The 22,366-nt window shown below is 60.9% G+C and carries 26 protein-coding genes; 13 read left to right on the top strand and 13 right to left on the bottom strand.

The window, feature by feature from the left end; translation table 11 throughout:
- Positions 1–77: 77 nt before the first annotated feature.
- Positions 78–596 (top strand): acyloxyacyl hydrolase, encoded by a 519-nt coding sequence (locus tag BM300_RS11425; protein ID WP_092149578.1) that lies wholly within the window; start codon positions 78–80, stop codon positions 594–596.
- A 116-nt stretch (positions 597–712) separates the two neighbouring features.
- Here BM300_RS11425 and BM300_RS11420 read toward each other — a convergent pair whose 3' ends face one another.
- The 6 genes from BM300_RS11420 to BM300_RS11395 all read right to left on the bottom strand — a co-directional run bounded on the left by BM300_RS11420 (position 713) and on the right by BM300_RS11395 (position 6,475).
- Positions 713–1,018 carry a YkgJ family cysteine cluster protein gene (locus BM300_RS11420; RefSeq protein ID WP_003205513.1) on the bottom strand — a complete coding sequence of 102 codons (306 nt, stop codon included), beginning with the start codon at positions 1,016–1,018 and terminating at the stop codon, positions 713–715.
- Positions 1,019–1,045: 27 nt separating this feature from the next.
- Entirely contained in the window at positions 1,046–1,819 is a 774-nt protein-coding gene (locus BM300_RS11415; protein WP_092462899.1) for an SDR family NAD(P)-dependent oxidoreductase, read from the bottom strand.
- A 123-nt stretch (positions 1,820–1,942) separates the two neighbouring features.
- Entirely contained in the window at positions 1,943–3,394 is a 1,452-nt protein-coding gene (gene phrB, locus BM300_RS11410; RefSeq protein WP_092462920.1) for a deoxyribodipyrimidine photo-lyase, read from the bottom strand.
- A 12-nt stretch (positions 3,395–3,406) separates the two neighbouring features.
- A complete protein-coding gene (locus BM300_RS11405) occupies positions 3,407–4,354 on the bottom strand; it encodes a MerR family transcriptional regulator (RefSeq protein WP_092223783.1) in 948 nt (315 codons plus the stop codon).
- Positions 4,354–5,316, bottom strand: a complete 963-nt coding sequence (locus BM300_RS11400; protein ID WP_092149570.1) for a YbgA family protein — start codon at positions 5,314–5,316, stop codon at positions 4,354–4,356. Before BM300_RS11400 ends, BM300_RS11405 begins: the two co-directional genes overlap by 1 nt.
- A gap of 172 nt (positions 5,317–5,488) precedes the next feature.
- Positions 5,489–6,475: an NAD(P)/FAD-dependent oxidoreductase gene (locus BM300_RS11395; RefSeq protein ID WP_092149567.1), complete on the bottom strand. Its 987-nt coding sequence runs from the start codon at positions 6,473–6,475 to the stop codon at positions 5,489–5,491.
- A gap of 196 nt (positions 6,476–6,671) precedes the next feature.
- Between BM300_RS11395 and BM300_RS11390 the strand changes: the two genes are divergently transcribed.
- Entirely contained in the window at positions 6,672–7,571 is a 900-nt protein-coding gene (locus BM300_RS11390) for a TIGR01777 family oxidoreductase (RefSeq protein WP_092462897.1), read from the top strand.
- Between the two features lie 13 nt (positions 7,572–7,584).
- Positions 7,585–8,610 carry a ferrochelatase gene (gene hemH, locus BM300_RS11385; protein WP_092223775.1) on the top strand — a complete coding sequence of 342 codons (1,026 nt, stop codon included), beginning with the start codon at positions 7,585–7,587 and terminating at the stop codon, positions 8,608–8,610.
- Positions 8,611–8,729: 119 nt separating this feature from the next.
- Here hemH and BM300_RS11380 read toward each other — a convergent pair whose 3' ends face one another.
- A complete protein-coding gene (locus BM300_RS11380; protein ID WP_092149559.1) occupies positions 8,730–10,004 on the bottom strand; it encodes a uracil-xanthine permease family protein in 1,275 nt (424 codons plus the stop codon).
- 2 nt (positions 10,005–10,006) lie between these two features.
- Positions 10,007–10,645: a uracil phosphoribosyltransferase gene (upp, locus tag BM300_RS11375; RefSeq protein ID WP_003185330.1), complete on the bottom strand. Its 639-nt coding sequence runs from the start codon at positions 10,643–10,645 to the stop codon at positions 10,007–10,009.
- A 164-nt stretch (positions 10,646–10,809) separates the two neighbouring features.
- On the opposite strand from upp, the gene BM300_RS11370 reads away from it, so the two are divergent.
- Both BM300_RS11370 and BM300_RS11365 read left to right on the top strand, forming a co-directional pair.
- The gene (locus BM300_RS11370; RefSeq protein WP_053125250.1) at positions 10,810–11,367 is read left to right on the top strand and encodes a hypoxanthine-guanine phosphoribosyltransferase; all 558 of its coding nucleotides are present in this window, start codon (positions 10,810–10,812) and stop codon (positions 11,365–11,367) included.
- A 3-nt stretch (positions 11,368–11,370) separates the two neighbouring features.
- Positions 11,371–11,844, top strand: a complete 474-nt coding sequence (locus tag BM300_RS11365; RefSeq protein WP_092149556.1) for a WbuC family cupin fold metalloprotein — start codon at positions 11,371–11,373, stop codon at positions 11,842–11,844.
- 117 nt (positions 11,845–11,961) lie between these two features.
- On the opposite strand, the gene dauA is transcribed toward BM300_RS11365, so the two are convergent.
- A complete protein-coding gene (dauA, locus tag BM300_RS11360) occupies positions 11,962–13,704 on the bottom strand; it encodes a C4-dicarboxylic acid transporter DauA (RefSeq protein ID WP_092462895.1) in 1,743 nt (580 codons plus the stop codon).
- Positions 13,705–13,970: 266 nt separating this feature from the next.
- On the opposite strand from dauA, the gene BM300_RS11355 reads away from it, so the two are divergent.
- From BM300_RS11355 to BM300_RS11345, 3 genes are all read left to right on the top strand, one after another.
- Positions 13,971–14,456, top strand: coding sequence for a hypothetical protein (locus BM300_RS11355; RefSeq protein WP_063324400.1), 486 nt, complete (start codon positions 13,971–13,973; stop codon positions 14,454–14,456).
- Between the two features lie 61 nt (positions 14,457–14,517).
- The gene (locus BM300_RS11350; RefSeq protein ID WP_092149547.1) at positions 14,518–14,805 is read left to right on the top strand and encodes a PA4642 family protein; all 288 of its coding nucleotides are present in this window, start codon (positions 14,518–14,520) and stop codon (positions 14,803–14,805) included.
- A gap of 186 nt (positions 14,806–14,991) precedes the next feature.
- On the top strand, positions 14,992–15,456 hold the full coding sequence (locus tag BM300_RS11345; RefSeq protein ID WP_063324402.1) for a hypothetical protein: 465 nt from the start codon (positions 14,992–14,994) through the stop codon (positions 15,454–15,456).
- 56 nt (positions 15,457–15,512) lie between these two features.
- Here the strand turns inward: BM300_RS11345 and mqo are convergent, their stop codons facing one another.
- Positions 15,513–17,018, bottom strand: coding sequence for a malate dehydrogenase (quinone) (gene mqo, locus BM300_RS11340; RefSeq protein WP_063324403.1), 1,506 nt, complete (start codon positions 17,016–17,018; stop codon positions 15,513–15,515).
- Between the two features lie 738 nt (positions 17,019–17,756).
- Positions 17,757–17,990 (bottom strand): hypothetical protein, encoded by a 234-nt coding sequence (locus tag BM300_RS11335; protein ID WP_092149544.1) that lies wholly within the window; start codon positions 17,988–17,990, stop codon positions 17,757–17,759.
- Positions 17,991–18,195: 205 nt separating this feature from the next.
- Between BM300_RS11335 and BM300_RS11330 the strand changes: the two genes are divergently transcribed.
- Complete coding sequence (locus BM300_RS11330) at positions 18,196–18,780, top strand: YajG family lipoprotein (protein WP_003205489.1); 585 nt, start codon at positions 18,196–18,198, stop codon at positions 18,778–18,780.
- 62 nt (positions 18,781–18,842) lie between these two features.
- Here BM300_RS11330 and BM300_RS11325 read toward each other — a convergent pair whose 3' ends face one another.
- On the bottom strand, positions 18,843–19,049 hold the full coding sequence (locus tag BM300_RS11325; RefSeq protein WP_003185312.1) for a hypothetical protein: 207 nt from the start codon (positions 19,047–19,049) through the stop codon (positions 18,843–18,845).
- 362 nt (positions 19,050–19,411) lie between these two features.
- On the opposite strand from BM300_RS11325, the gene BM300_RS11320 reads away from it, so the two are divergent.
- The gene (locus BM300_RS11320; protein WP_063324405.1) at positions 19,412–19,693 is read left to right on the top strand and encodes a hypothetical protein; all 282 of its coding nucleotides are present in this window, start codon (positions 19,412–19,414) and stop codon (positions 19,691–19,693) included.
- 210 nt (positions 19,694–19,903) lie between these two features.
- Here BM300_RS11320 and BM300_RS11315 read toward each other — a convergent pair whose 3' ends face one another.
- Positions 19,904–21,070, bottom strand: a complete 1,167-nt coding sequence (locus BM300_RS11315) for a 1-acyl-sn-glycerol-3-phosphate acyltransferase (protein ID WP_092223772.1) — start codon at positions 21,068–21,070, stop codon at positions 19,904–19,906.
- Positions 21,071–21,209: 139 nt separating this feature from the next.
- Here BM300_RS11315 and BM300_RS11310 point away from each other — a divergent pair, with 139 nt between their 5' ends.
- From BM300_RS11310 to BM300_RS11300, 3 genes are read left to right on the top strand one after another with little or no spacing between them, the layout of a single operon-like run.
- Positions 21,210–21,392 (top strand): CPXCG motif-containing cysteine-rich protein, encoded by a 183-nt coding sequence (locus BM300_RS11310; protein ID WP_092149541.1) that lies wholly within the window; start codon positions 21,210–21,212, stop codon positions 21,390–21,392.
- A gap of 13 nt (positions 21,393–21,405) precedes the next feature.
- A complete protein-coding gene (locus BM300_RS11305; protein ID WP_092149538.1) occupies positions 21,406–21,666 on the top strand; it encodes a putative signal transducing protein in 261 nt (86 codons plus the stop codon).
- 39 nt (positions 21,667–21,705) lie between these two features.
- Positions 21,706–22,329, top strand: a complete 624-nt coding sequence (locus tag BM300_RS11300) for an SOS response-associated peptidase (protein WP_063324407.1) — start codon at positions 21,706–21,708, stop codon at positions 22,327–22,329.
- Positions 22,330–22,366 lie beyond the last annotated feature (37 nt).

Raw genomic sequence — 22,366 nt, 5'->3', positions numbered from 1 at the left:
TGTTTGGGGGCAGATTTCTATAGCTTTGTCTGTTTGTAACAAAATCAACTAAGTCTGTTCGGAAAAGGATGTTTCTAATGAAGCGCTTATTCTGCTTCGCCGCGTTTGCGGCTGCATTGTTGGGGCACACTTACACTGCACAAGCAGCGGGTGTGGAATTTGGGGTTGGCCAGACCAGCGATTCGACCATGACCTATCGCCTGGGCATGCAGTTCGACTGGGACAAGAGTTGGCTGCAAAGTGATGTCGGTCGCCTGACCGGCTACTGGAGCGGTGCCTATACCTACTGGGAAGGGGACGAGACATCCAGCAATCACAGCCTGTCGTTTTCGCCTGTGTTTGTGTATGAATTTTCCGGCCAGAACGTGAAGCCTTACATCGAGGCGGGTGTCGGTGTGGCGTTGTTCGCCAATACCGAAGTGGAAGACAACAAGCTCGGTACGGCTTTCCAATTTGAAGATCGTATCGGCTTCGGCCTGCGCTTCAACGGTGGACATGAAGTGGGCATTCGCGCCACTCATTACTCCAACGCCGGCATCAAGTCGACCAACGATGGTGTAGAAAGCTACTCGCTGCACTACACGATGCCGCTGTAACACTTAAATACTGTGGGAGCGGGCTTGCTCGCGAAAGCGTAGCGTCAATCGCTTCAGTGCTGGCTGATCCGACGCTTCGCGAGCATGCCCGCTCCCACAAAAATCGGGTCTATTTCCTACCGATACGCCGTCGCAATCCCTTGGCGTTCTTCCAGGCACTCCGGTGCGCCCATCTCGAACTCCCGGCAGATCAGCGGGCGCTTTTCGTAGATGGTGCACATCATGCTGTCGCGATCCAGGGCCGCGCACCAACCGTCATCAAGCCTCAGCATCACTTCCCCACCCCAGTCGTCCGTGTCGATAAAACGCTCCGGAACCCCGGTGTCGGTGATCAGCATCACTTCCAACTGGCAGCAGCACGCCGCGCACGTCGAGCACGTGACTGCCGGTGCCGGGATTTCATGGACAGGGATGGTTTTCATGGCGCGCAGTGTAAGGCAATCGGCGGCTCAGGGTTGTCCCTTGATCGGATAGCCGTTTTTCGCCTGGCATGAGTCAATGTCGGGCGGCACGGTTTCGGTCGACGAAGGCAAAGGCCAGAGTGTGGTCATGGACACAATGGGGAGCGCGACTTCCCGTGGGCGCTCGACCAACTGATTCAGCACATGTCGCGCTGCTTCGTCCGCCGACCAGTGGGCCGGGGTTGGGAAGCTGTCTTCGGCCCCCTGCAATGGGCCGTCGTAGCCAGGGTGTACCAACGTCGCGTCAACACCCGCGCGCGCCAGGTCTGCCCGAGCCGATTCGAACAGATGACGTATCCCGCTGCCACCCGCTTCGGTTTGCGATGGCGGCAGGTAAGTCGCCGGGCTGGCAATACCCACCAGATGAGGCTCGGTCCCGGCGCGCAACAAGGGCATGGCCACTTCGATGCAGAAACTGGCAGCCAGCAGATTGCTGCGCACAATATGCTCGATCAATGTGTGATCAGCCGGCTGCCCGTCAACGTACTCAGCCGTCCCGGCATTGACGATCACCTGATCCAGGGCGCCCCATTGCCGGGTGATCTGTTCGCCGATCTCGCGCACGGCCCGGCTGTCGGTCAAATTGCCGGGCACGGCTAGCACTTGTCCTGGATAACGTACCGAAAGGGTTTCGCATGATCGGGTCGAGCGCGAACTGACGGCCAGGTATGCACCTGTCTCCAGTATCGCTTCAGCCAACGAAGCGCCGATTCCGTTGCCAGCCCCGGTGAGCCAATAGCGCCGTGGCAGTCTGAGACCCATTCCCTTCTCCTTTCGATTGGACAGCCTACTGATCCGTGGCTTTTCAGTAGAGTCCGTACGATTAGTAAGACTATATGTTATCGGGTAAATGATGCATCCCCTAGACCGGCAATTTCGTGTTCGCTAATCGCCCATCCCTTCAACGGCTGCATCCTGTCGCGCTGGCAGGTTTCTGAACGCTGCCAGCGCACGCGCCCTGGATTGGCTCAAGTCGACAATCGGTGCCGGATAATCCACGGCGCCAAACAAGCCGCCCTGGGTATTTGGGCTATGGACCTGTTGCCTGTCCAGATCGTTCAGTTCAGGTAACCAGTGCTTGATGAACAAGCCCTCGCGGTCAAATTTTTCCGACTGGCTCAACGGATTGAAGATGCGGAACCAGGGCGCCGAGTCGGTGCCGGTGGAGGCGCTCCATTGCCAGCCGCCATTGTTGGCGGCGAGGTCGCCGTCGATCAGGTGCTGCATGAAAAAGCGCTCGCCTTCGCGCCAATCGATCAACAGGTTCTTGGTCAGGAACATGGCTACGACCATCCGCAAGCGGTTGTGCATCCAACCGGTCTCCAGCATTTGACGCATGGCTGCATCGATAATCGGCAGGCCGGTGCGTGCTTGCTTCCAGGCTTCCAATTCTGCGGGGGCCTTGCGCCATGCCAGCGCCTCGGTTTCGGGGCGAAACGCACGATGGCGCGACACGCGTGGATAGCCCACTAGAATGTGTTTATAAAACTCGCGCCAGAGCAATTCATTGATCCAGGTCACAGCGCCGGCATTTCCGCTCTCGAATTCACCTTGGTTGGCTTGCAGCGCGGCGTGCAGGCACTGGCGCGGCGACACCACGCCGGCCACCAGATAGGCCGAGAGCTGGCTGGTGCCGGGCCTGGCGGGGTAATCCCGTTCACCTTGGTAATCGTCGATGTGCTGGTCGACGAAGGTGTCCAGGCGCCGACGGGCTTCGGTTTCCCCGGCGGGCCAGAGGGCTCGTAGCGCTTCGCTGGGCGGGGCGAAGCCATCGACTTGTGTCGGCACCGGGTCGCGGGCAATGCCGGTGGAGGCCTGCCGGGCCGGCGTGGCGACCAGGCTCGGCAATGAGAGGTGCAGACGGCTGTAGCAGACTTTGCGGAACTGACTGAACACTTGGAAATAATTGCCGGTCTTGGTCAGCACGCTGCCGGGCTTGAACAGTAATTGATCGAGGTGGCTGTGAAATTCAACGCCCTGGTCATTCAGCGTGCGGGCGACTTCGGCGTCGCGTCGTGTTTCATTCAGGCCGTACTCTTCGTTGACATGCACGGCGTCGACGTTCAGTTCGCGACACAGCTTGAGCAGTACCTGCGGTGCCTGGTACCAATGCGCAGCGGCGCGGATCAGCAATGGAATGTTCAATTCGGCCAGGGCCGCACTCAACGCGCTGAGGTTGCGCAACCAGAAATCGATCTTGCACGGTGCGTCGTCATGGGCGCGCCATTGTTCGGGGCTGGTCAGGTACACCGCCACGCAGGGGCCTTGGGCTGCGGCCGCCGTGAGGGCGGTGTTGTCGTGTAGGCGCAAGTCGCTGCGCAGCCAGATCAGTTGCATGCTGTCTTCCATCTAAAGGAGTTCTCGGCGACTCAGTTCGCGGTGAGCCGATAACGGGTCTTCGGCCCAGGACACGTCAATCATCGACACGCCTGTGGATAACCTGGCTTGGTGGATCGACGCAGCCGGGCCGGCAATGACGATCGGGCAATCGATTCCGCCCAGCAGCCTGGGCAGTTGGGACAGGTTGAGTGCGTGACTGGAATACAGCAGGACGCCGCGGGCCTTGAGGCGCTCGACCGCCAGGGCCAGTTCGCCGGCCGGTAGAGGGCCGTCGAACACTTCCACCGGGCAGTCGGCGCTGCTGGCCAGCCAGGCGGTGAGCCATAAGTGCGGCTCCTGGGGCGAGTCCGAATGATTGACCAGCAACAGTGGCGCGCCGCGCAACTGACGGTTGTTGTGGTAGATCCGGCTGCCGAACTTGCTGCGCAGCCACGAGTACAGGAAGACCCGTTCCAGCTGCGCACCGAACTGGCCTTGCCAGCGCAGGTGCAACTCGGCCAGCAACGGCAAGAGCAACTGCTCGCACACGGTCCAGGGTGGGTACAGCGCCATCGCCTGGTTGACCAGGTCATCGATCTGGCGCTCGGCCAGTTGCGTCACCGCCAGCACCAAGGCGTGGCGCTGTCGCTGCCAGTCATTCTCCGGTACCTGTGTGGGTTCGGTCGGTGGCTGCGGTGTGTCCAGCAAAGGCTTGATCTTGCTCACCGCAACGCCACGGTCGATCCAGGTGAGAATGCTCAGGATCCGTTGCACATGGTCGGCATTGAACAGTCGGTGGCCCTTGGGGGTACGGTGCGGCACGATCAGGCCATAACGGCGTTCCCAGGCTCGCAGCGTGACGGCGTTGACACCGGTTTGCCGGGCGACCTCGCGTATGGGCAGCCAGCCTTGCGCCAAGGCCTTGGCAAAGTCGGCCCCCAGGTCTTCGCTGGCGCTGGAGTCGGGTTCGTTCTTCATCAAATAGCGTTTCGCAAGCTGAGGTTTTCCGGGTGTGGTTGCAGGTAGACCTGCTGCGTCAGGTAAGGATCGGGGTGCTGGCGCAGGTGATGCTTGAGCAACGTCAGTGGCACCACCAAGGGCACGATGCCGAGGCGATATTGCCCGATCAGATGCTGTACTTCCTGTTTGTCATCGGCGTCGATGACGCGCTTGAGGTAACCGCTCAGGTGTTGCAGCACGTTGGTGTGGGTGCGACGGGTGGCGCATTTCTTCAAGGCGGCCATCAATGCGCTGAAATAGCGTGGGCCCAACTCATTGGGGTCGGCCTTGCCCATGTTGCCCAGCAAATTGCCCAGGGCCTTGTATTGCAGTGGGTTGTGGGCCATCAGCAGGTATTTGTAGCGCGAGTGGAATTCGATCAGGTCGCGACGGCTCAGTCCGTCGCGACGCAAAGGTTGCCAGGCGGCATAGGCGAAGACCCGGGTCAGGAAGTTCTCGCGCAGCACCGGGTCGTTGAGGCGACCGTCTTCCTCCACCGGCAGGTCGGGGTGGCGTTCGCAGAAGGCCTGGGCATAGATCCCGCGGCCGCCGCCGTCCTGGGTCACGCCGTTGTGGTCATAAACCTTGACCCGCTCCAGTCCGCAGGACGGCGATTTCTGCATGAAGATATAGCCGCAGATGTCATCCAGTTCCCCAGCCATTTGCTTTGCGTAGTCGGCCAGTGGCCGGGTCGCGTTGAGCTCGCGATTCACCGTGCCGAGCGCCTCGGGATGTTTGGGGTCGCCCACCAGGCGAATCGGCTCCCGGGGGATACCCAGGCCGATGGCGACTTCGGGGCACACCGGCACGAAATCGAAATAGTCGACGAGGGTGCGGCTGCACAACTGCGATTGCTTGTGCCCGCCGTTAAAGCGAACTTCAGCCCCCATCAGGCAGGCGCTGATGGCGATTCTGGGTTTGGCGATGGCTGTGCTGGACATAGGCGACCTCTGATTGCTAAATCTTGTACAGATTTGTGTTTCTGTACAATATTTTCATCATAGATCCGAACGTGCACAAGTCAACCGGATTGTGTGGCGAGGCGACGTCAATCTGTGTCGCAGGCAGGCTGCTGTCTCTTTCGACAGCAGCGAATATCGATGGGTGATGCGCTTACTGCAGGCTTGCGTGCAGGCGGCGTGCGGCCTCCTGGCCGCTGAGCCATGCGCCTTCGACCCGGCCGGACAGGCACCAGTCGCCGCACACATACAGGCCCAGGTCGGCATCGGCCAAGGCGCCCCATTCGTGGTTGCCGGCGGGGCGGGCGTAGAGCCAGCGATGGGCCACGCTGAAGCTCGGTGCGGGCATCGCGCTGTGCAGCAGTTCGGCGAAGGCGCCGTGCAGATGTTCGATCACCGCTTCCTTGGACAGGTCGATGTGCTGCCGGCTCCAGTCGCTGGTGGCGTGCAGTACCCAGGTGTCGAGCGTGTTGTCGCGTCCCGGCTTGCTGCGGTTGCGCGCCAGCCAATCCAGGGGGCTGTCCTGTACGAAGCAGCCTTCCATGGGCGTATCCAGCGGTGTTTCGAAGGCCAGCGCCACGGCCCAGGTCGGGTCCATCTTCACGCCGGCGGCCACTGCGGCCAGCTTCGGTACGGCCGCCAGCAACGCGGTGGCCTGGGGCGCGGGCGTGGCGATCACCACCTGGCCGAAGGGGCCGTGGGTGAAACCTTCGGCGTCCTGCAAATGCCAGTGTTCCTGGCCGCGGTACACCTCGGTGATCCGGCAGGAAAACTGCACCTGCAACTTGTCGAGCAAGGCGCGGCTGATGGCGCTCATGCGCGGCGTGCCGACCCAACGGGTCTGCTCGTCCGGCGATGGGCTCAGTTGTCCGTTCTGGAAGTTGTAGAGTTGCGGGTTCCATTCCGCCGCCCAGCCGTTGGTTTGCCAGCGCTGGACCTCCGTGACAAAGCGGCGATCACGGGCGGTGAAGTATTGCGCGCCCATGTCCAATGCGCCGACGTCGCTGCGTTTGCTCGACATGCGTCCGCCGCTGCCGTGGCTTTTATCGAAGAGTTGAACGATATGCCCGGCCTCCGTCAGGGCCTGGGCGGCTGAAAGTCCGGCGATGCCGGTGCCGATGATTGCGATAGGTACAGTCATGAGGGCCTCGTTTACCTTTCTGTACAGACTACGCCGTCGTTTAAACCTGTACAATTCGGGTTTCTGGTATAAGTTTTACCGTTCGCGTTTGGACAGCTTGTCCTATTGTTAAACACAGACCCTGTCCGATACGAAAAATCCCTGCTTATAAAAATAGACTAATGGGCCGGGTAAAACGCGTTGCGAGGAACATCTCATGCACATATTGCTGACCGGCGGTACTGGTTTGATCGGACGTCAGCTCTGCCGCCTCTGGTTGGGGCAGGGACATCGCTTGACGGTATGGAGTCGCCGGCCCGAAGAGGTGGCGAAAATCTGTGGGGCAGATGTACGAGGCGTTGCCAGGCTCGATGAAGTTGTCGAGCCGGTGGACGCAGTGGTCAACCTCGCGGGAGCGCCGATTGCCGACCGGCCCTGGAGTCACAAGCGCAAGATGTTGTTGTGGAGCAGTCGCATCACGCTGACGGAAGTTTTGCTAGCGTGGCTGGAGCGTTGCGAGCAGAAACCGCAGGTGTTGATTTCCGGTTCCGCGGTGGGCTGGTATGGCGACGGTGGCGAGCGTGAGTTGACTGAGGAGTCGGGGCCGGTGAGTGAAGATTTCGCCAGTCAGTTGTGTATCGCCTGGGAAGAAACCGCGCAACGGGCCGAGGCGTTGGGCATACGCGTGGTGATGGTTCGTACCGGCCTGGTCCTGTCTGCCGAGGGCGGCTTTTTGTCGCGGCTGCGGCTGCCGTTCAAACTGGCGCTGGGCGGGCGTATCGGCAATGGTCGGCAGTGGATGCCGTGGATTCATATTGACGATCAAATCGCCCTGATTGATTTTCTTCTGCACCGCTTTGATGCCAGCGGTCCTTATAATGCGTGCGCTCCGAACCCGGTGCGCAACCGCGATTTTGCCAAGGCCCTGGGGCATGTATTGCATCGGCCAGCCGTGGTGCCGATGCCGGAGCTTGCGTTGAAAGTCGCGCTGGGGGAGCTGTCCTTGCTGTTGCTCGGCGGCCAGCGCGCCACGCCGGCCCGATTGCAGGCGGCGGGTTTCACATTCCGGTTCACTGATTTGCCCGCGGCCTTGGAAGACTTGTCCAGCCGCCTTTGAAATAGGACGTTGCATGACCGATCACGCGTTGCTTCTGGTGAATCTGGGTTCGCCTGCCTCCACTTCGGTGGCCGATGTGCGCCGCTACCTCAATCAATTCCTGATGGATCCTTATGTCATCGACTTGCCATGGCCCGTGCGGCGCTTGCTGGTGTCGCTGATCCTGATCAAGCGTCCCGAGCAGTCGGCCCATGCCTATGCCTCGATCTGGTGGGAGGAGGGTTCGCCGTTGGTGGTGCTCAGCCGCCGGCTGCAACAGGCCATGACCGCGCAGTGGACCCAGGGACCGGTAGAACTGGCAATGCGTTATGGCGAGCCGTCCATTGAGTCGGCGTTGGTGCGGCTGGCGAGCCAGGGTCACAAGAAGATCACGTTGGCGCCGTTGTATCCGCAGTTCGCCGACAGCACCGTGACCACGGTGATCGAAGAGGCCAAGCGGGTCGTGCGGGAAAAGAGACTCGATGTGCAGTTCTCGATTCTCCAGCCCTTCTACGATCAGCCCGAATACGTTGACGCCCTGGTGGCCAGCGCCAAGCCGTACCTGATGCAGGAACACGATCACCTGTTGTTGAGTTTCCATGGTTTGCCGGAGCGGCACCTGACCAAGCTCGACCCAACGGGCTTCCATTGCTTCAAAGACGCCGACTGCTGCAAGAACGCGCCGCCGGAGGTCATGGCGACCTGTTACCGCGCCCAGTGCATTCGCACCGCGCAACTGTTTGCCGAGCAGATGGGGCTGGCGGATGGTAGTTGGTCGGTATCGTTCCAATCGCGACTGGGCCGTGCCAAGTGGATCGAGCCTTACACTGAAGCACGCCTGGAAGAGTTGGCTAAAAGTGGCGTGAAGAAGGTGCTGGTGATGTGCCCGGCGTTCGTTGCCGACTGCATCGAGACCCTGGAAGAAATCGGTGATCGCGGGCGCGAGCAGTTCCGTGAGGCCGGAGGGGAGGAGTTGGTGCTGGTGCCTTGCCTCAATGATGAGCCGCAGTGGGCCAAGGCGTTGAGCACGCTGTGTGAGCGGGCGCCGATCGCGCTGTAATACAAAACCTGTGGCGAGGGAGCTTGCTCCCGCTTGGGTGCGAAGCGCCCACAACAGCGGGACTGCTTCGCAGTCCAGCGGGAGCAAGCTCCCTCGCCACAATAGAAGAGCAGGCTGATTTATAGCAGCGGCTCATCCGCCTTCTTGTGCTTCCAACTGTCATTGCCCGGCAGCAGCAGGTTCAGCGCGATCGCCACCACCGCGCACAACGCGATGCCTTTGAGGCCGAAATCGTCCGGCCCAGTGCCGGTGCCCACCAGCACACCACCGATGCCGAACACCAGCGTGACCGAAACGATCACCAGGTTGCGCGCCTCGCCCAGGTCGATCTTGTGGCGGATCAAGGTGTTCATGCCCACTGCCGCAATCGAACCGAACAACAGGCACAGAATCCCGCCCATCACCGGCACCGGAATGCTTTGCAGCAGCGCACCGAACTTGCCGATGAATGCCAGGCTGATGGCAAAGATTGCCGCCCAGGTCATGATCTTCGGGTTATAGTTTTTGGTTAGCATCACCGCGCCAGTCACCTCGGCATAGGTGGTGTTGGGCGGGCCGCCGAACAGGCCGGCGGCGGTGGTGGCAATGCCGTCACCGAGCAGTGTGCGGTGCAGGCCGGGTTTTTTCAGGTAGTCGCGACCGGTCACGCTGCCCACGGCAATCACGCCGCCGATGTGCTCGATGGCCGGCGCCAGCGCCACCGGGACGATGAACAGGATCGCCTGCCAATTGAACTCCGGTGCGGTGAAGGCCGGCAGGGCGAACCACGGCGCGGCGGCGATTTTCGCGGTGTCCACGACGCCGAAGAAAAACGCCATGGCAAAGCCCACCAGCACGCCGGAAATGATCGGCACCAGGCGGAAAATGCCTTTGCCAAACACCGCCACGATCAGGGTGGTGAGCAGCGCCGGCATCGAGATCATCATCGCGGTCTGATAATGAATCAGCTCGGTGCCGTCGCCGGCCTTGCCCATCGCCATGTTGGCGGCAATCGGCGCCATGGCCAGGCCGATGGAGATGATCACCGGGCCAATCACTACCGGCGGCAGCAGCCGGTCGATGAACCCGGTGCCCTTGATCTTCACCGCCAGGCCCAGGAAGGTGTAGACGAAACCTGCCGCCATCACGCCGCCCATGGTCGCGGCCAGGCCGAACTGGCCCTTGGCGAGGATGATCGGCGTGATGAAGGCAAAGCTCGAAGCCAGGAACACTGGCACCTGGCGCCCGGTGACGATTTGGAACAGGATCGTTCCCAGGCCGGCCGTGAACAGCGCCACGTTAGGATCCAACCCGGTGATCAGCGGCATCAGTACCAGCGCGCCGAAGGCGACGAACAGCATCTGCGCGCCGGACAGCACCTGGCGCCAGAGCGGATCGTTGAACTCATCCTGCATGCTCAAGCGTCCTTCTGCTTGGTGCCGAAGATCTTGTCGCCGGCATCGCCCAGGCCCGGGATGATGTAGCCGTGCTCGTTGAGTTTCTGGTCAATGGACGCGGTGTAGATGGTCACGTCCGGGTGGGCGTCTTGCACGGCCTTGATGCCTTCGGGCGCGGCGACCAGCACCATGGCGCGGATGTCCCGGCAACCGGCTTTTTTCAACAGGTCGATGGTGGCGACCATGGAGCTGCCGGTGGCGAGCATCGGGTCGATGATCATCGCCAGGCGCTCGTCGATTTCCGGCACCAGTTTTTCCAGATAGGTGTGCGCCTGCAGGGTCTGCTCGTTGCGAGCCACACCCACGGCGCTGACTTTGGCCCCTGGAATCAGGCTCAGTACGCCCTCGAGCATGCCGATGCCGGCGCGCAGGATCGGCACCACGGTGATCTTCTTGCCGGCGATCTTCTCGACCTGGACCGTACCGGCCCAGCCGTCGATTTCATAGGACTCCAGCGGCAGGTCCTTGGTGGCCTCGTAGGTGAGCAGGGCACCGACTTCCTGGGCGAGTTCACGGAAGTTCTTCGTGCTGATATCGGCGCGGCGCATCAGGCCGAGTTTGTGTCTGATCAGCGGATGGCGGATCTCGAGGATGGGCATGGGGAAGGCTCCGGCGGCGGGCAAAAAAACCGGCCTAGATTAATCTATCCGAGGGTGTTGTCCTATAGACAATACAGAACGTTAGTCCACAAACGCTTGATCTGGCCGGGCGGGATGCGTACCTTTGCCGGCTTTTCCGAACCCTGCCACCCCTGGAGAGCGCCATGTCCGCTGATCTCGAGCATATCCGTCAAATCATGCGAGAGGCTGACTGCCTGTACACCGAAGCCGAAGTCGAAGCGGCCATCGCCCGTGTCGGTGCGCAAATCAATGAACAGCTGGCCGATGCCAATCCGGTGGTGTTCTGCGTCATGAACGGCGGGCTGATTTTTTCCGGCAAGCTGCTGACCTATCTGAACTTCCCATTGGAAGCGTCCTACCTGCACGCCACCCGTTATCGCAACGAAACCAGCGGCGGTGACTTGTTCTGGAAGGCCAAGCCGGAAGTCTCGTTCATCGACCGCGACGTGCTGATCATCGACGACATCCTCGACGAAGGTCACACCCTGGGCGCCATCATCGACTTCTGCAAACACGCCGGTGCCCGCGCCGTGCACACCGCCGTGCTGATCGACAAGGACCACGACCGCAAGGCCCGTCCGGACTTGAAAGCCGATTTCGTCGGCTTGCCGTGCATCGACCGCTACATCTTCGGCTACGGCATGGACTACAAAGGTTACTGGCGCAACGCCAATGGCATTTTCGCCGTCAAGGGAATGTAGTCGATGACCCGGCCAAGCTTTCTGGATCATGCACTGTTCGATGGATTGGCCGAAAAAGCCGCGGCCAGCCCTCGCGGACGGCAGCACCATAACTTCCACGAAATGGATGAGCCGTGCCACCGCATGGCGGTGGGCTTGCAGCCTTCGACCTACATCCCGCCGCACCGCCATCTGAGCGCCGACAAGGCCGAAACCTTGCTGGTGCTCAAGGGCCGGCTGGGGGTATTGATCTTCGATGAAGCCGGCGCGGTGGTGGACAAGCGCATCCTGCAGGCCGGTGGCGATTGCCTCGGCGTCGACCTTCCGGCCGGCGTGTATCACGGATTGGTGGTGCTGGAAGCCGACAGCCTGATGTTCGAATGCAAAGCCGGCCCCTACCGCCCCGTGGGCGAGGGCGAACTGGCCCACTGGGCGCCTCGTGAAGGCGAGCCAGGCGTCGCCGAGTACCGGGCCTGGATGCGTGCCCAGTTCGACTGAGCACCGAATCAGTCGTCGGCACGGAGCTTTTGTGGCGACTCCCGCTTGGGTGCGTAGCACCCACCTGCAATTGGGGCTGCTGCGCAGCCCAGCGGGAGCAAGCTCCCTCGCCACAGTTCAAGCAAGTCGTGGCTGAGCGGTGCTGCCGCTGGCCAACCACTGCTCGCTCTTGACCCGCGCCTGCTCCAGGGTCTGCACATACGCCAATTGCCGCTGCTCGCGATGAATACCGGCGCGGCGCAGCTTCAGGCGCACCCTGGGCGCCGTCGCGACCAGGATCAGGCCGATGCCCTGCTTGCGGTAATCCTTCAGGATGTTTTCAAACGCAGCCAGCGCGGTCATGTCCAGCATGGGCACGGCGCTCATTTCCACCACCACCACGCGCACCCCCGGATCGAACTTGCGCAGCACGTCCAGGGCTTTTTCTGCCGCACCGAAGAACAGCGGCCCACGAATTGCGTAGCAGCGCACATGCTCGGGCATGTCCAGCAGGGCCTGGTGGAAGTGGCGAGGCAGTTCGGCGCTGTCGGTCAGTTCGCTCATGCGCTTGATGAACAGCCCGGCGGCCAGCAGCAGGCCGACGGCGACGGCCATGACCATGTCGAACAGCACGGTCAGGCTAAGGCAGGTCAGCAGCACCAGTACGTCGCTGCGCGGGGCGATGCGCAAGGTATGCAACACGTGTCCGGCTTCGCTCATGTTCCAGGCCACTATCACCAGTAGCGCCGCCAGGGCTGCCATGGGCAGGTAGCTGAACAGGGGCGCCAGCAACACCATCGCCAGCAGTACCACAAGGCTGTGAATGATCGCGGCCAGCGGTGAAGAGGCGCCGCTGCGCACATTGGTCGCGCTGCGGGCAATGGCCGCCGTGGCGGTGATACCGCCGAACAGCGGCGCCACGAGGTTGCCCAGGCCTTGGCCGATCAGCTCGGCGTTGGGGTCATGCTTGCTGCCGGTCATGCCATCCGCCACCACGGCGCACAGCAGCGATTCGATGGCGCCAAGCATGGCAATGGCGAAGGCCGGGCCCAGCAATTGGCGGATCAGATCATAGGAAAGCGTCAAGGGGCGCCCCTGGCCATCTGGCAGGTTCCATGGCCACTCGAAGCTCGGTAAAAACGGCGGGATACCGGGGTGGCTGATGCCATCGACCATGTAGCTGAAACGCTCACCCAATGTCGCCACCGGCAAACCGCCGCGCTCCAGCGCCAGTCCCAATAGCGCCCCGACCAGCAAGGCAACCAAATGCCCGGGAACCCGCGGTACCCAGCGTGGCCAGGCAAACAGCACTGCCAGGCACGTGACGCCGATGATGCCATCGCCGAGCCGGGCACTGGGCAGCGCCACGATCAGTTCGCCCAACTGTTCGATGTAGTGCTTGGCTTGCCCGGCGGTGGTCAACCCCAGCAGATCCTTCAGTTGCAAGGTGGCGATGACCACGCCGATCCCGGCGGTAAAGCCGAGAATCACCGGGTAGGGGATGTATTGGATCAGCCGTCCGGCGCGCATCAGGCCCAGGGTGATCAAGATCAGACCAGCGAGCATGGTGCACAACAACAGGCCGCCCAGGCCGTGCTGTTGCGTGATGGGCAGCAGGATTACCACGAATGCCGCCGTCGGCCCGCTGACGTTAAAGCGCGAGCCGCCGGTGAGGGCGATCAAGGGCGCGGCCACCAACACCGTGTACAAGCCATGTTGCGGTGGCACGCCAACGGCAATCGCCAGGGCCATGGCCAGTGGGATGGCGATGATGCCGACGGTCAGCCCGGCCACCAGGTCGCCACGCAGGCGCTCCAGGGTGTAACCGGCGCGCCAGGCCTGGCGCCAGGCGGCAAACAACGGTGGGGCGGAGAAAGACATGAATACTCCTCGCAAGGGGGACACTGGCACTGGCCCTGTGGCGAGGGAGCTTGCTCCCGCTCGAGTGCGTAGCGCTCGCAATATTATGGGGCGGCTGCGCCACCCAGCGGGAGCAAGCTCCCTCGCCACAAAGGCATGCGCCGGTAGGCCGGGGCTGATGGCTCTTTGAGTATGCCGTGCTCGTTGCGCGGATGTATTGATCTGGATCGTTATTTTTACCATCCAGGCTCATGCTAGAGTGCTCGGCCAAGACCCCGGAGCTTGTCATGCGTGTATCGATCCGCCGTAGCGCTACTTTGCTGTTGATCTCCAGCCTGCCCTTGGCGGTCGTGGCTGCACCGATGCACAGCCAGTTCCTACCGCCTGATGACCTGGTGGTGCGCCAGGAGCAGCCTGAACAGCAGCAGTTGCTGCAAGTGACCGAGTATTCGGTGGTGCTGGGTAACCAGCGTCAGTCCAACCAGCAACCGATTCCGGTCACTTCGCCCTTGCTGGTCCGTCTCAAGGGCAAGCCGATGAACAAGGGCGCGACCCTCAGCCAGGTGATCCTTAACTTCGACGGCGAAAGCAAAAGCCTGAAGAAACCGGTTTTCGACGAGGCGAGCAAGACCCTGACGCTGTCTTATCCTCAGGCTCAGTACCGGGTGGTCATCGATCTGCTGCGCAACAACACGGTCTATGTGCAGTTTCTCACCTACGCCAACGGTCATATCTGGGCCGACCTGCACACCGGTGCCGAACGCCCGCGTTGAGCCGCGAGGCCTGCCGGGGGTAAACTGCCCGCCCCGTGAACTGTGCGAGCTGGAGCCGGCAATGCGTAAAGACAAGAAACAAGTGATTGGCGACGAGATTGGCGATGAACAGGTCAAGCTGTTCCTCAATTTCGAACCGGTCGATGCCACGTCGCCGTCGCTGCACAAACTGATCAAGGCCTACCGTGGGCTGCGGGTCGATGACTTCGAGCGGTTCCTGACGTTTTTCGTCGAGGCCGGTTACGACCTTAATGGCAAGGATGAGCAAGGCAAGGATTTCGTGGCGTTGATCCAGGACCAGCGTAACGCCGAGGAATACATTGAACTGATCAATAAGGCGCGTGGCTGATCGCGTTAATGTCATGTCCGCGCCGCCGCGGCGTTTGAATGTCTGCATCACTATTTCATGACGTACTCAACTAAGCCCGAAAGGTTATGTCACCATTCGGGCTGTTTTGTTTTATCTGGATTTCCATTACTTTTGGGTTGAAACCAAGGGGTTTCATTTCAATCGCTAAATGGAGTTTTATTTATCATGGAAGATAAAGGTAAATGTATCGCTGGGTGTTTATTGGCCCTGATCGGCTGTCTGGCAAGTTCGGTTTCCAATGCGTTCGATGAGATCGTCAATGTGGAAATATTCAACGCAACGTCAGCGGTCATTGTGCCGGGTAGCGATTTCACGTGGTCTCTGGCCCCGGAAAATGCGGGCCACAGCTTTTCGATAAGTCCTGGGGAACGCCAGGAGCTAACCTATTATCTGCCCCAGGCGCGTGCCGAGCGGGAGTCATTTACCTACACCCAAGGAAACCGCACCTGCCATTTCAGTTTCGGGCATATTCCTGGCGTGCCGGTGAGTGACGGACAGACAATGCCTTATCGTCGCTGGGTTGAAGCGAAACCGGCAGGTGCCTGTGTTGCGGAGTTACTAGAGGTTGAAGATGACGATGATTATGTTCGTCATGGCGGAACACGCGTCAAGTTCAGTATGAAGTCATAATACGGGTAATAAAAAGCCTCCTGTTTGCACGGGAGGCTTTTTATCAGTACACAGTATCAGGCGTAACTTTGAGCCTTGCTGTCTTCAACCAACTCCAACGCAATGTTGTTCTGCGCGTTGATTTTTCGATACAGCGCCGCGTCGGTTTCCAACACTTTTTCCCGGGCCGGGAAGATCTCTGCGAGCTTGGCAGCCCACTCGCCCTTGGCTTTGTCCGGGAAGCAGCGCTCGATCAGTTCCAGCATGATCGACACGGTCACCGAAGCACCCGGCGATGCGCCGAGCAGGGCGGCGAGGCTGCCGTCCTTGGCCGCCACCAGTTCGGTGCCGAACTGCAGGACGCCACCTTTCTTCGGGTCTTTCTTGATGATCTGCACCCGCTGGCCGGCCACTTCCAGGCGCCAGTCCTCGGCTTTCGCCTCGGGGTAGAAACGACGCAGGGATTCCAGGCGCTGTTCCATGGACTGCATCACTTCGCTGATCAGGTACTTGGTCAGGTCCATGTTGTCCCGGGCCACGGCCAGCATCGGGCCGATGTTGCCGGCACGTACCGACAGCGGCAGGTCCATGATCGAACCGTGCTTGAGGAACTTGGTGGTGAAACCGGCGTATGGCCCGAACAGCAGGGATTTTTTGCCATCGACTACACGGGTGTCCAGGTGCGGCACCGACATCGGCGGCGAGCCCACGGCGGCCTGGCTGTAGACCTTGGCCTGGTGGTGCTTGACCACTTCCGGGTTGTCGCAACGCAGCCACTGGCCACTGACCGGGAAGCCGCCGAAGCCCTTGCTTTCCTCGATGCCCGAGGCTTGCAACAGCGGCAACGCCGCACCGCCGGCACCGAGGAACACGAACTTGGCGTCGACATCGCGGCTGCTGCCGGAATTGACGTCCTTGATGCTTACGGTCCAGCCACTGCCGTTGCGCTTGAGACCGGTGACGCGCTTGCAGTATTTGACCTGAGTGTCCGGGGCGCTGGTCAGGTGCTTGAGCAACTGGTTGGTCAGGGCGCCGAAGTTGACGTCGGTGCCGTTCATGACGCGAGTGGCGGCGATGACCTCATCGGCCGGCCGGCCAGGCATCATCAGCGGCATCCACTCGGCCATCCGGGCCTTGTCCTCGGTGTATTCCATGTCGGCGAAGGCGTGATGCTGGCGCATCAGCTCGAAGCGCTTCTTCAGGAACGACACGCCTTTCTCGCCTTGCACGAAGCTCAGGTGTGGCACCGGGGCGATGAAGGACTTGGAGGAGCCGAACGTGCCTTTTTTGGTCAGGTACGTCCAGAACTGCTTCGACACCTCGAACTGGGTGTTGATGTGCACGGCTTTCTTGATGTCGACATTGCCGTCGGCTGCCTGGGGCGTGTAATTGAGCTCACACAGCCCGGCGTGACCGGTGCCGGCGTTGTTCCACGGGTTGGAACTCTCCGCGGCACCGGAATCCATCAGCTCGACGACTTCCAGCGAGATCGCGGGGTCGAGCTCCTTGAGCAGTACGGCCAGGGTGGCACTCATGATGCCGGCCCCTACCAGAACTACATCGACTGCTTCGTTATGCGCCATTTAACGCGTCTCCAAAATCTGCAGCACCAAATTGTCGGCATAGCGGCCAGGAGTGGCGGGGCAGGTCAGTTGCGCCCCAGTTATCCATGGCCAGGATCGCCATGTCCGAATCTTCGCAATTTTTCGCACCTACTGCGGATGCATGCAGCCTGGCCTCAAGAGTCACATGAACTCATTTAAGCGCCGGGCAGGCAATTCGACTTATGGCCGAGACATCCGTTCGTGCAACCAAATCCGTAGCGGACAGGCTTCAGGCGCCGGTTCTTGAGCGATATCCGGTCCTGTGTCGTTGGGCTGTTTCAGACGCTAATGGTGCTTGTTCAGACGCAAAACTCTTCATTTGCTCGCCACACTCTCGTGAAGTTGTGAAAACCCGTTTTTTCACGCTCTTTTGAAGACGTGAACCTCAAAAAAGGGCTGTCCCAGCCTGGCACTGCGCCCGGTTTGGTTGCCCCCATGTAGTACATGACAGGCAAAACGGGCAGACAGCTCAGTGACCGAGCGTAATGACAGCTCTGCAGATTCGCGAAAAGTGGTGATTTGCCTGGAGGAACAGCAAGCGCGCCAGCTTCACTCGATCTGTGTGGGCGGCTCTCTGTGGGCGTTGCGGGGTGCCAATACCAGCGCATCAGCGGTGTTGCGAGGCCCGATCAGGAGACGTCCTTATAATCGGGGGGAGATTGTATCGAAGAAACGCAGGGAAATGGTCGTGTTTAATGACTTTTATTAGCCGTCCGGTCAGATGGTCAACAGCTGCCGGTTACGTGCGCGGGCAGGAAGCGGTTGCACGCGGGCGCTGGCGGGCAATGGCTGGTGCAGCCAGTTGAGACGGATCTCTTCGATTTCCACCCAGCCTTCGCCCATGGGTTGCAGGCTGCACTGTTTGAACGCCTGGCAATGGCCGTTGCGATCGAGCAAGGCGAAGCTGCGGTGATGAGGGCGAGGGGTGAACAGGGAAATAAGGAAGCGCATGAGCGGATACCGGGTCAGGGAGCTTGGGGCAAGCCTGACAGCGGGCTATGACATGCCGGTGTAAGGACCGTGACAATGGGGTGACAGGAACCGGCAACCACGGCCCGTGTCAGACATTTCAGTATTCATCGTGCGACGCTAGTTCACGGCGATGGCGCACCGCTATACTGCCGGCCTGTTTGTGCCCGATTCTGGAGAGAAGAGCATGTTGCAACGCCTGTTGTTCGGTTTGATCGCTGTGACCAGTCTGACCCTCGTCGGCTGCGCCCACAGCCCGCAACAACTTAACCCGGAGCCCAAGCTCAATGCCCAACTGGCGCCTGTGGGTCGTGGCCAGCCGGTGGTGGTGCGAGTGGTGGACGGTCGTCCGTCGCCGACGCTCGGTACCCGTGGCGGGCTGTATCCGGAAACCAGTGTGATCACGGTGCAGGGCGCGCAGATCCTGCCCAAGCTGCAGGCCCAGGCTGAAGCTGCCGTGCGTTTGCTGGGCTTCACGCCGACCGCCAATGCCTTGAATGCACCGCAACTGACCGTAACCCTGGCCGAGCTCAAGTATCAGTCGCCCAAGGAAGGCATGTACGTGACCGAAGCCACCATCGGCGCGACCTTCCGCTCCGACGTGCAGAACGCCAACCGCCGCTACAGCGGTCGTTACGGTGCTTCCCTGGACCAGCGTTTCGGCATGGCGCCTAACCAGGACACCAACACCAAGCTGGTCAGCGACGTCTTGAGCGATGCCCTGACCCGGCTGTTCAAGGATCCGACCATTGGGCAAGTGCTGGCTGAATAAGTAACAAACCTCACAACCCCTGTGGGAGCTTGCCCCACAGGGGTTTTTTATGGGCGATGTTCTCAGGCGGCCTGGGAATAGAACTCCAGCACACTGATCCCGGTCAGCAGGTCGGTCTCTGGAAGGTCGGCATGTTGATGACCGCCGAGGGCGCAATACACCAGCCAATGTCGGTCCTGCACGTTGAAGGACAGGCTGTCGACGAGGTTCTGTTGTTCGTCGCTTGGGCTGATGAGATAGAGGCGATCCTGGTTTTCGGCGTGCAACATGAGGGGTTCCGGGCAGGTTTGAAGGGCGACAGAGTGGCCTAATCAGATGACGAAACCGTGACGGGGGAAATTACCCCGAGGATTGATTACGGAGCCTGTGGCGAGGGAGCTTGCTCCCGCTGGGCTGCGCAGCAGCCCCCGACTAGCGTCTCGGTGTGTCAGGTTAATCGTGCAAGCTTTTTTTGGGGCTGCTGCGCAGTCCAGCGGGAGCAAGCTCCCTCGCCACGAAGTCACCAGGCCATTATCCCAGCCGATCGTTACTGGTCGGAAAAAACGGTGCAGGGCGGCAGGCTTTCGGTAGAATCCGCGCCCTGTTCGTAGGCCACGGACGTGTCCTGTCCGTTTTTCGCTTGAGGTTCGTGATGTCGCTGCATCTGCTTTCGTTGTTCGCCGCCCACCCCGCCAAACTGATCAACTTGCTTGCGTTGCTGTTTGCCTGCCCGGGCGGCTGGGTGCTGCATGCGACGCGCCGCCGTGAGCAACGGGCGCGGGCTTGCCTTGAAGCGCGCAATCGCGATGGCAACGAACGCTTCGAAGCGCTGCTGGATCTGGCCACTCAGCGGATGAACCGGTTTTTCTACCGGTTTGGCTTTGGCTGCCTGGCGCTGGCGTTGCTGATGTCGTGGATCAGTACGCAGTTCTGATGAGATAACCGTTTTGATCGGGGCATGGTGGCCTGTGGCGAGGGGATTTATCCCCGTTGGGCTGCGTAGCAGCCCTGATCAGGTTGATGTGATCGACCAGACTTACCGAGCTGTCAGGGTTTGGGGCTGCTGCGCAGCCCAGCGGGGATAAATCCCCTCGCCACAGCAAGCTCCCTCGCCACAGGGAACCCGTGTCCTCAGACCTGTCGCTTAAAGCGCCAACCCCGCCTTGACCCGATACTGATTACGCACCGGCGTTGCATATTGCAGCACCAGGAACGGCCGGTGTTCCGGCGGGCAAGCGTCCAGCCGGCGTTGCCATTCTTCCTGGGCCTTGACCAGCTCCTCGGCACCGAACACCTCGGCCGCCTTGGGCACCTGCAACTGCGGGTCGGCGTCGTCCCATTGGGCATAAGCCAGGTAATGCACCGGGAACAGGCGGTAGCCGCCGAGAATCTGCCGATCCATCTCCTGGGCCAGTTGCTTGGTGTCCTCGAACAGCTCGGTGATGGGCGCGGCGAAGTTCACGTGGACCCGGCCCTTGTAGCCGGTGATGCCCTTGGCGATGCTCACGTCGTCCTCGCCCGGAGCCTTGGTGTAGGTGCCGGTGGTTGCGCGGATGTACAACTCGCGGGCCTTGGCCTGGTCGCACGGGTCGTATTCGTAGCTGATCGACACCGGGGTGAGGTTCAGTGACTGGATCACTTCGCCGAACGGCTCGTCCTTGCGGCTCATGTGGAACATCTTGAGGATCGCCGATTCGGTCCGGTCGTCACCGTCCTTGGCCCGTCCTTCGGCCTGGGCGATCCAGATCGAGGCGCAATCATTGCGGATCGAATGGTTGATGTACGCCGACAACAACTGGTACGCCGCCATTTTTTCCCGCCGCCCGGTGATGGAGCGGTGCACGATGAAGCTCTTGTTCAGGCGCATCAGGTCGCTGACAAAGGGCTTTTGCAGCAGGTTGTCGCCAATGGCGATGCGCGGGGTCGGCAGGCCGGCGTGGTATACGGCGTAGTTGACGAAGGCCGGGTCCATCACGATATCGCGGTGGTTGGCGATGAACAGATACGCACTGCCGGACTTGAATTGCTCCACCCCGGTATAGGTCACGCCGTCGGTGGCGCGCTCGATGGTGTGGTCGACATAGAACTCCACTTTGTCCTGCAACGTGGCGACCGACGTCACTCCGGCGAACTCACGGCGCAATCTTTGCGCTATAAGGGGTTTGAGCATCCAGCCGAAGGCGCCGGCCAGGCGTGGGAAGCGGAAGTGGGTGAGGATATCTAGAAACGCCTTGTCGCCGAGCAGTCGTGCCAGCACCGCTGGGACTTCGCTGTCGTCGTAAGGTCGGATGGCATCGAATTCGCCCATCATGCTCTCTTGTTGGAAACGGCTAGGGTAAGTAAAGGTTCTAACGAAAAAACGACAGGGCACGGTCTGGAAGATAAGCCAGACAAAAATAGCCCTGCAAATAGACCGGCGATTATACGCACAAGTCACCTGGGAGACCGCGATGCTGGAAAGCGCTCATTATGAATGTCCGTATTGTGGGGAGGACGTAGAGACATCCCTGGACTTGTCCGGCGGTGATCAGGACTACATCGAGGATTGTCAGGTCTGTTGCCGGCCAATCACCTTTGTGTTGCAGGTCCATGGTGAGGAATGGCATCTCGAGGTCTTCAGCGAAAACGACTGACGGGGCGACACCGATGCAGCGAATCTACGAGCTGGAAAACCTGATGGAAGGCGAGTTGTTGCAAGGCATGCTTGCCAGTGAAGGCATCACGGCGCATCTGGTGGGGCGCGATTTGCTGGGCGGTGCGGGGGAGTTGCCCATGCAGGGCTTGCTGGGACTGGCGGTGGAAGATGACCAGGCGCAATACGCCCGGGAGTTGATCGCCGCGTACAATGCCGCACTGCCGTTGCCCGGCGATGAACCGGACAGCTATCCCGGTACGCTGGTCTGTTAGGCTGGCGGCCGTTTGTTCGATCAAGAGTCGTGTTGCCCCATGTGTGGACGTTATGCCCTGTTTCGCTGGAACCCCACCTTCGCGGCCCTGCCCGGTTTTCCCGCCGATCAGAAGGCTCAATGGAACATTTCGCCCAACGATTCGGTGCTGATCCTGCGGGCCGACGCCGAGGGCCAGCGCGAACTGGCCCGGGCGCGCTGGGGCCTGACGCCGCCTTGGTTGACCGACCTGTCCCGCACGCCGGCCCATGCCCGGGCCGAAACCGTGGCCGAGCAGCCGATGTTCCGCGAGGCCTTGCGCCTGCGCCGTTGCCTGCTGCCGGCCAATGGTTTCTATGAATGGCGCGGCGGTACGCGCAAGCGTCCGTACTGGTTGACGCCGGGGGAGGGTTCGTCGCTGTTTTTCGCCGCGATCTGGGAAGCGTATCCGGTGCAGGAACAGGTGTGGCTGAGCACGGCGGTCATCACTCAACCGGCGGCGGGCCAGCGCCGGCCGTTGATTCTGGACGAAGAAGGCCAGCGCCTGTGGCTCGACCCCGAGACACCGCTGCATGCTTTGCAAGGGCTGCTGGCAAGCGAGCCGGCGCCATTGCGCGAGCGGGTATTGGCCAATATGGTCAATGATCCGAAACTCAATGGGCCGGAGTGCTTGACTCCGGCTTGAGCGTTGCGGTGATTGTGCCGGCCTTATCGTCGGATCG

This window comes from Pseudomonas sp. NFACC46-3 (assembly GCF_900114515.1).
Lineage (GTDB): Bacteria > Pseudomonadota > Gammaproteobacteria > Pseudomonadales > Pseudomonadaceae > Aquipseudomonas > Aquipseudomonas fluorescens_Q.
The sequence above is the reverse complement of the archived record's forward strand: the minus strand, read 5'-3'. Positions and strand labels throughout refer to the sequence as shown.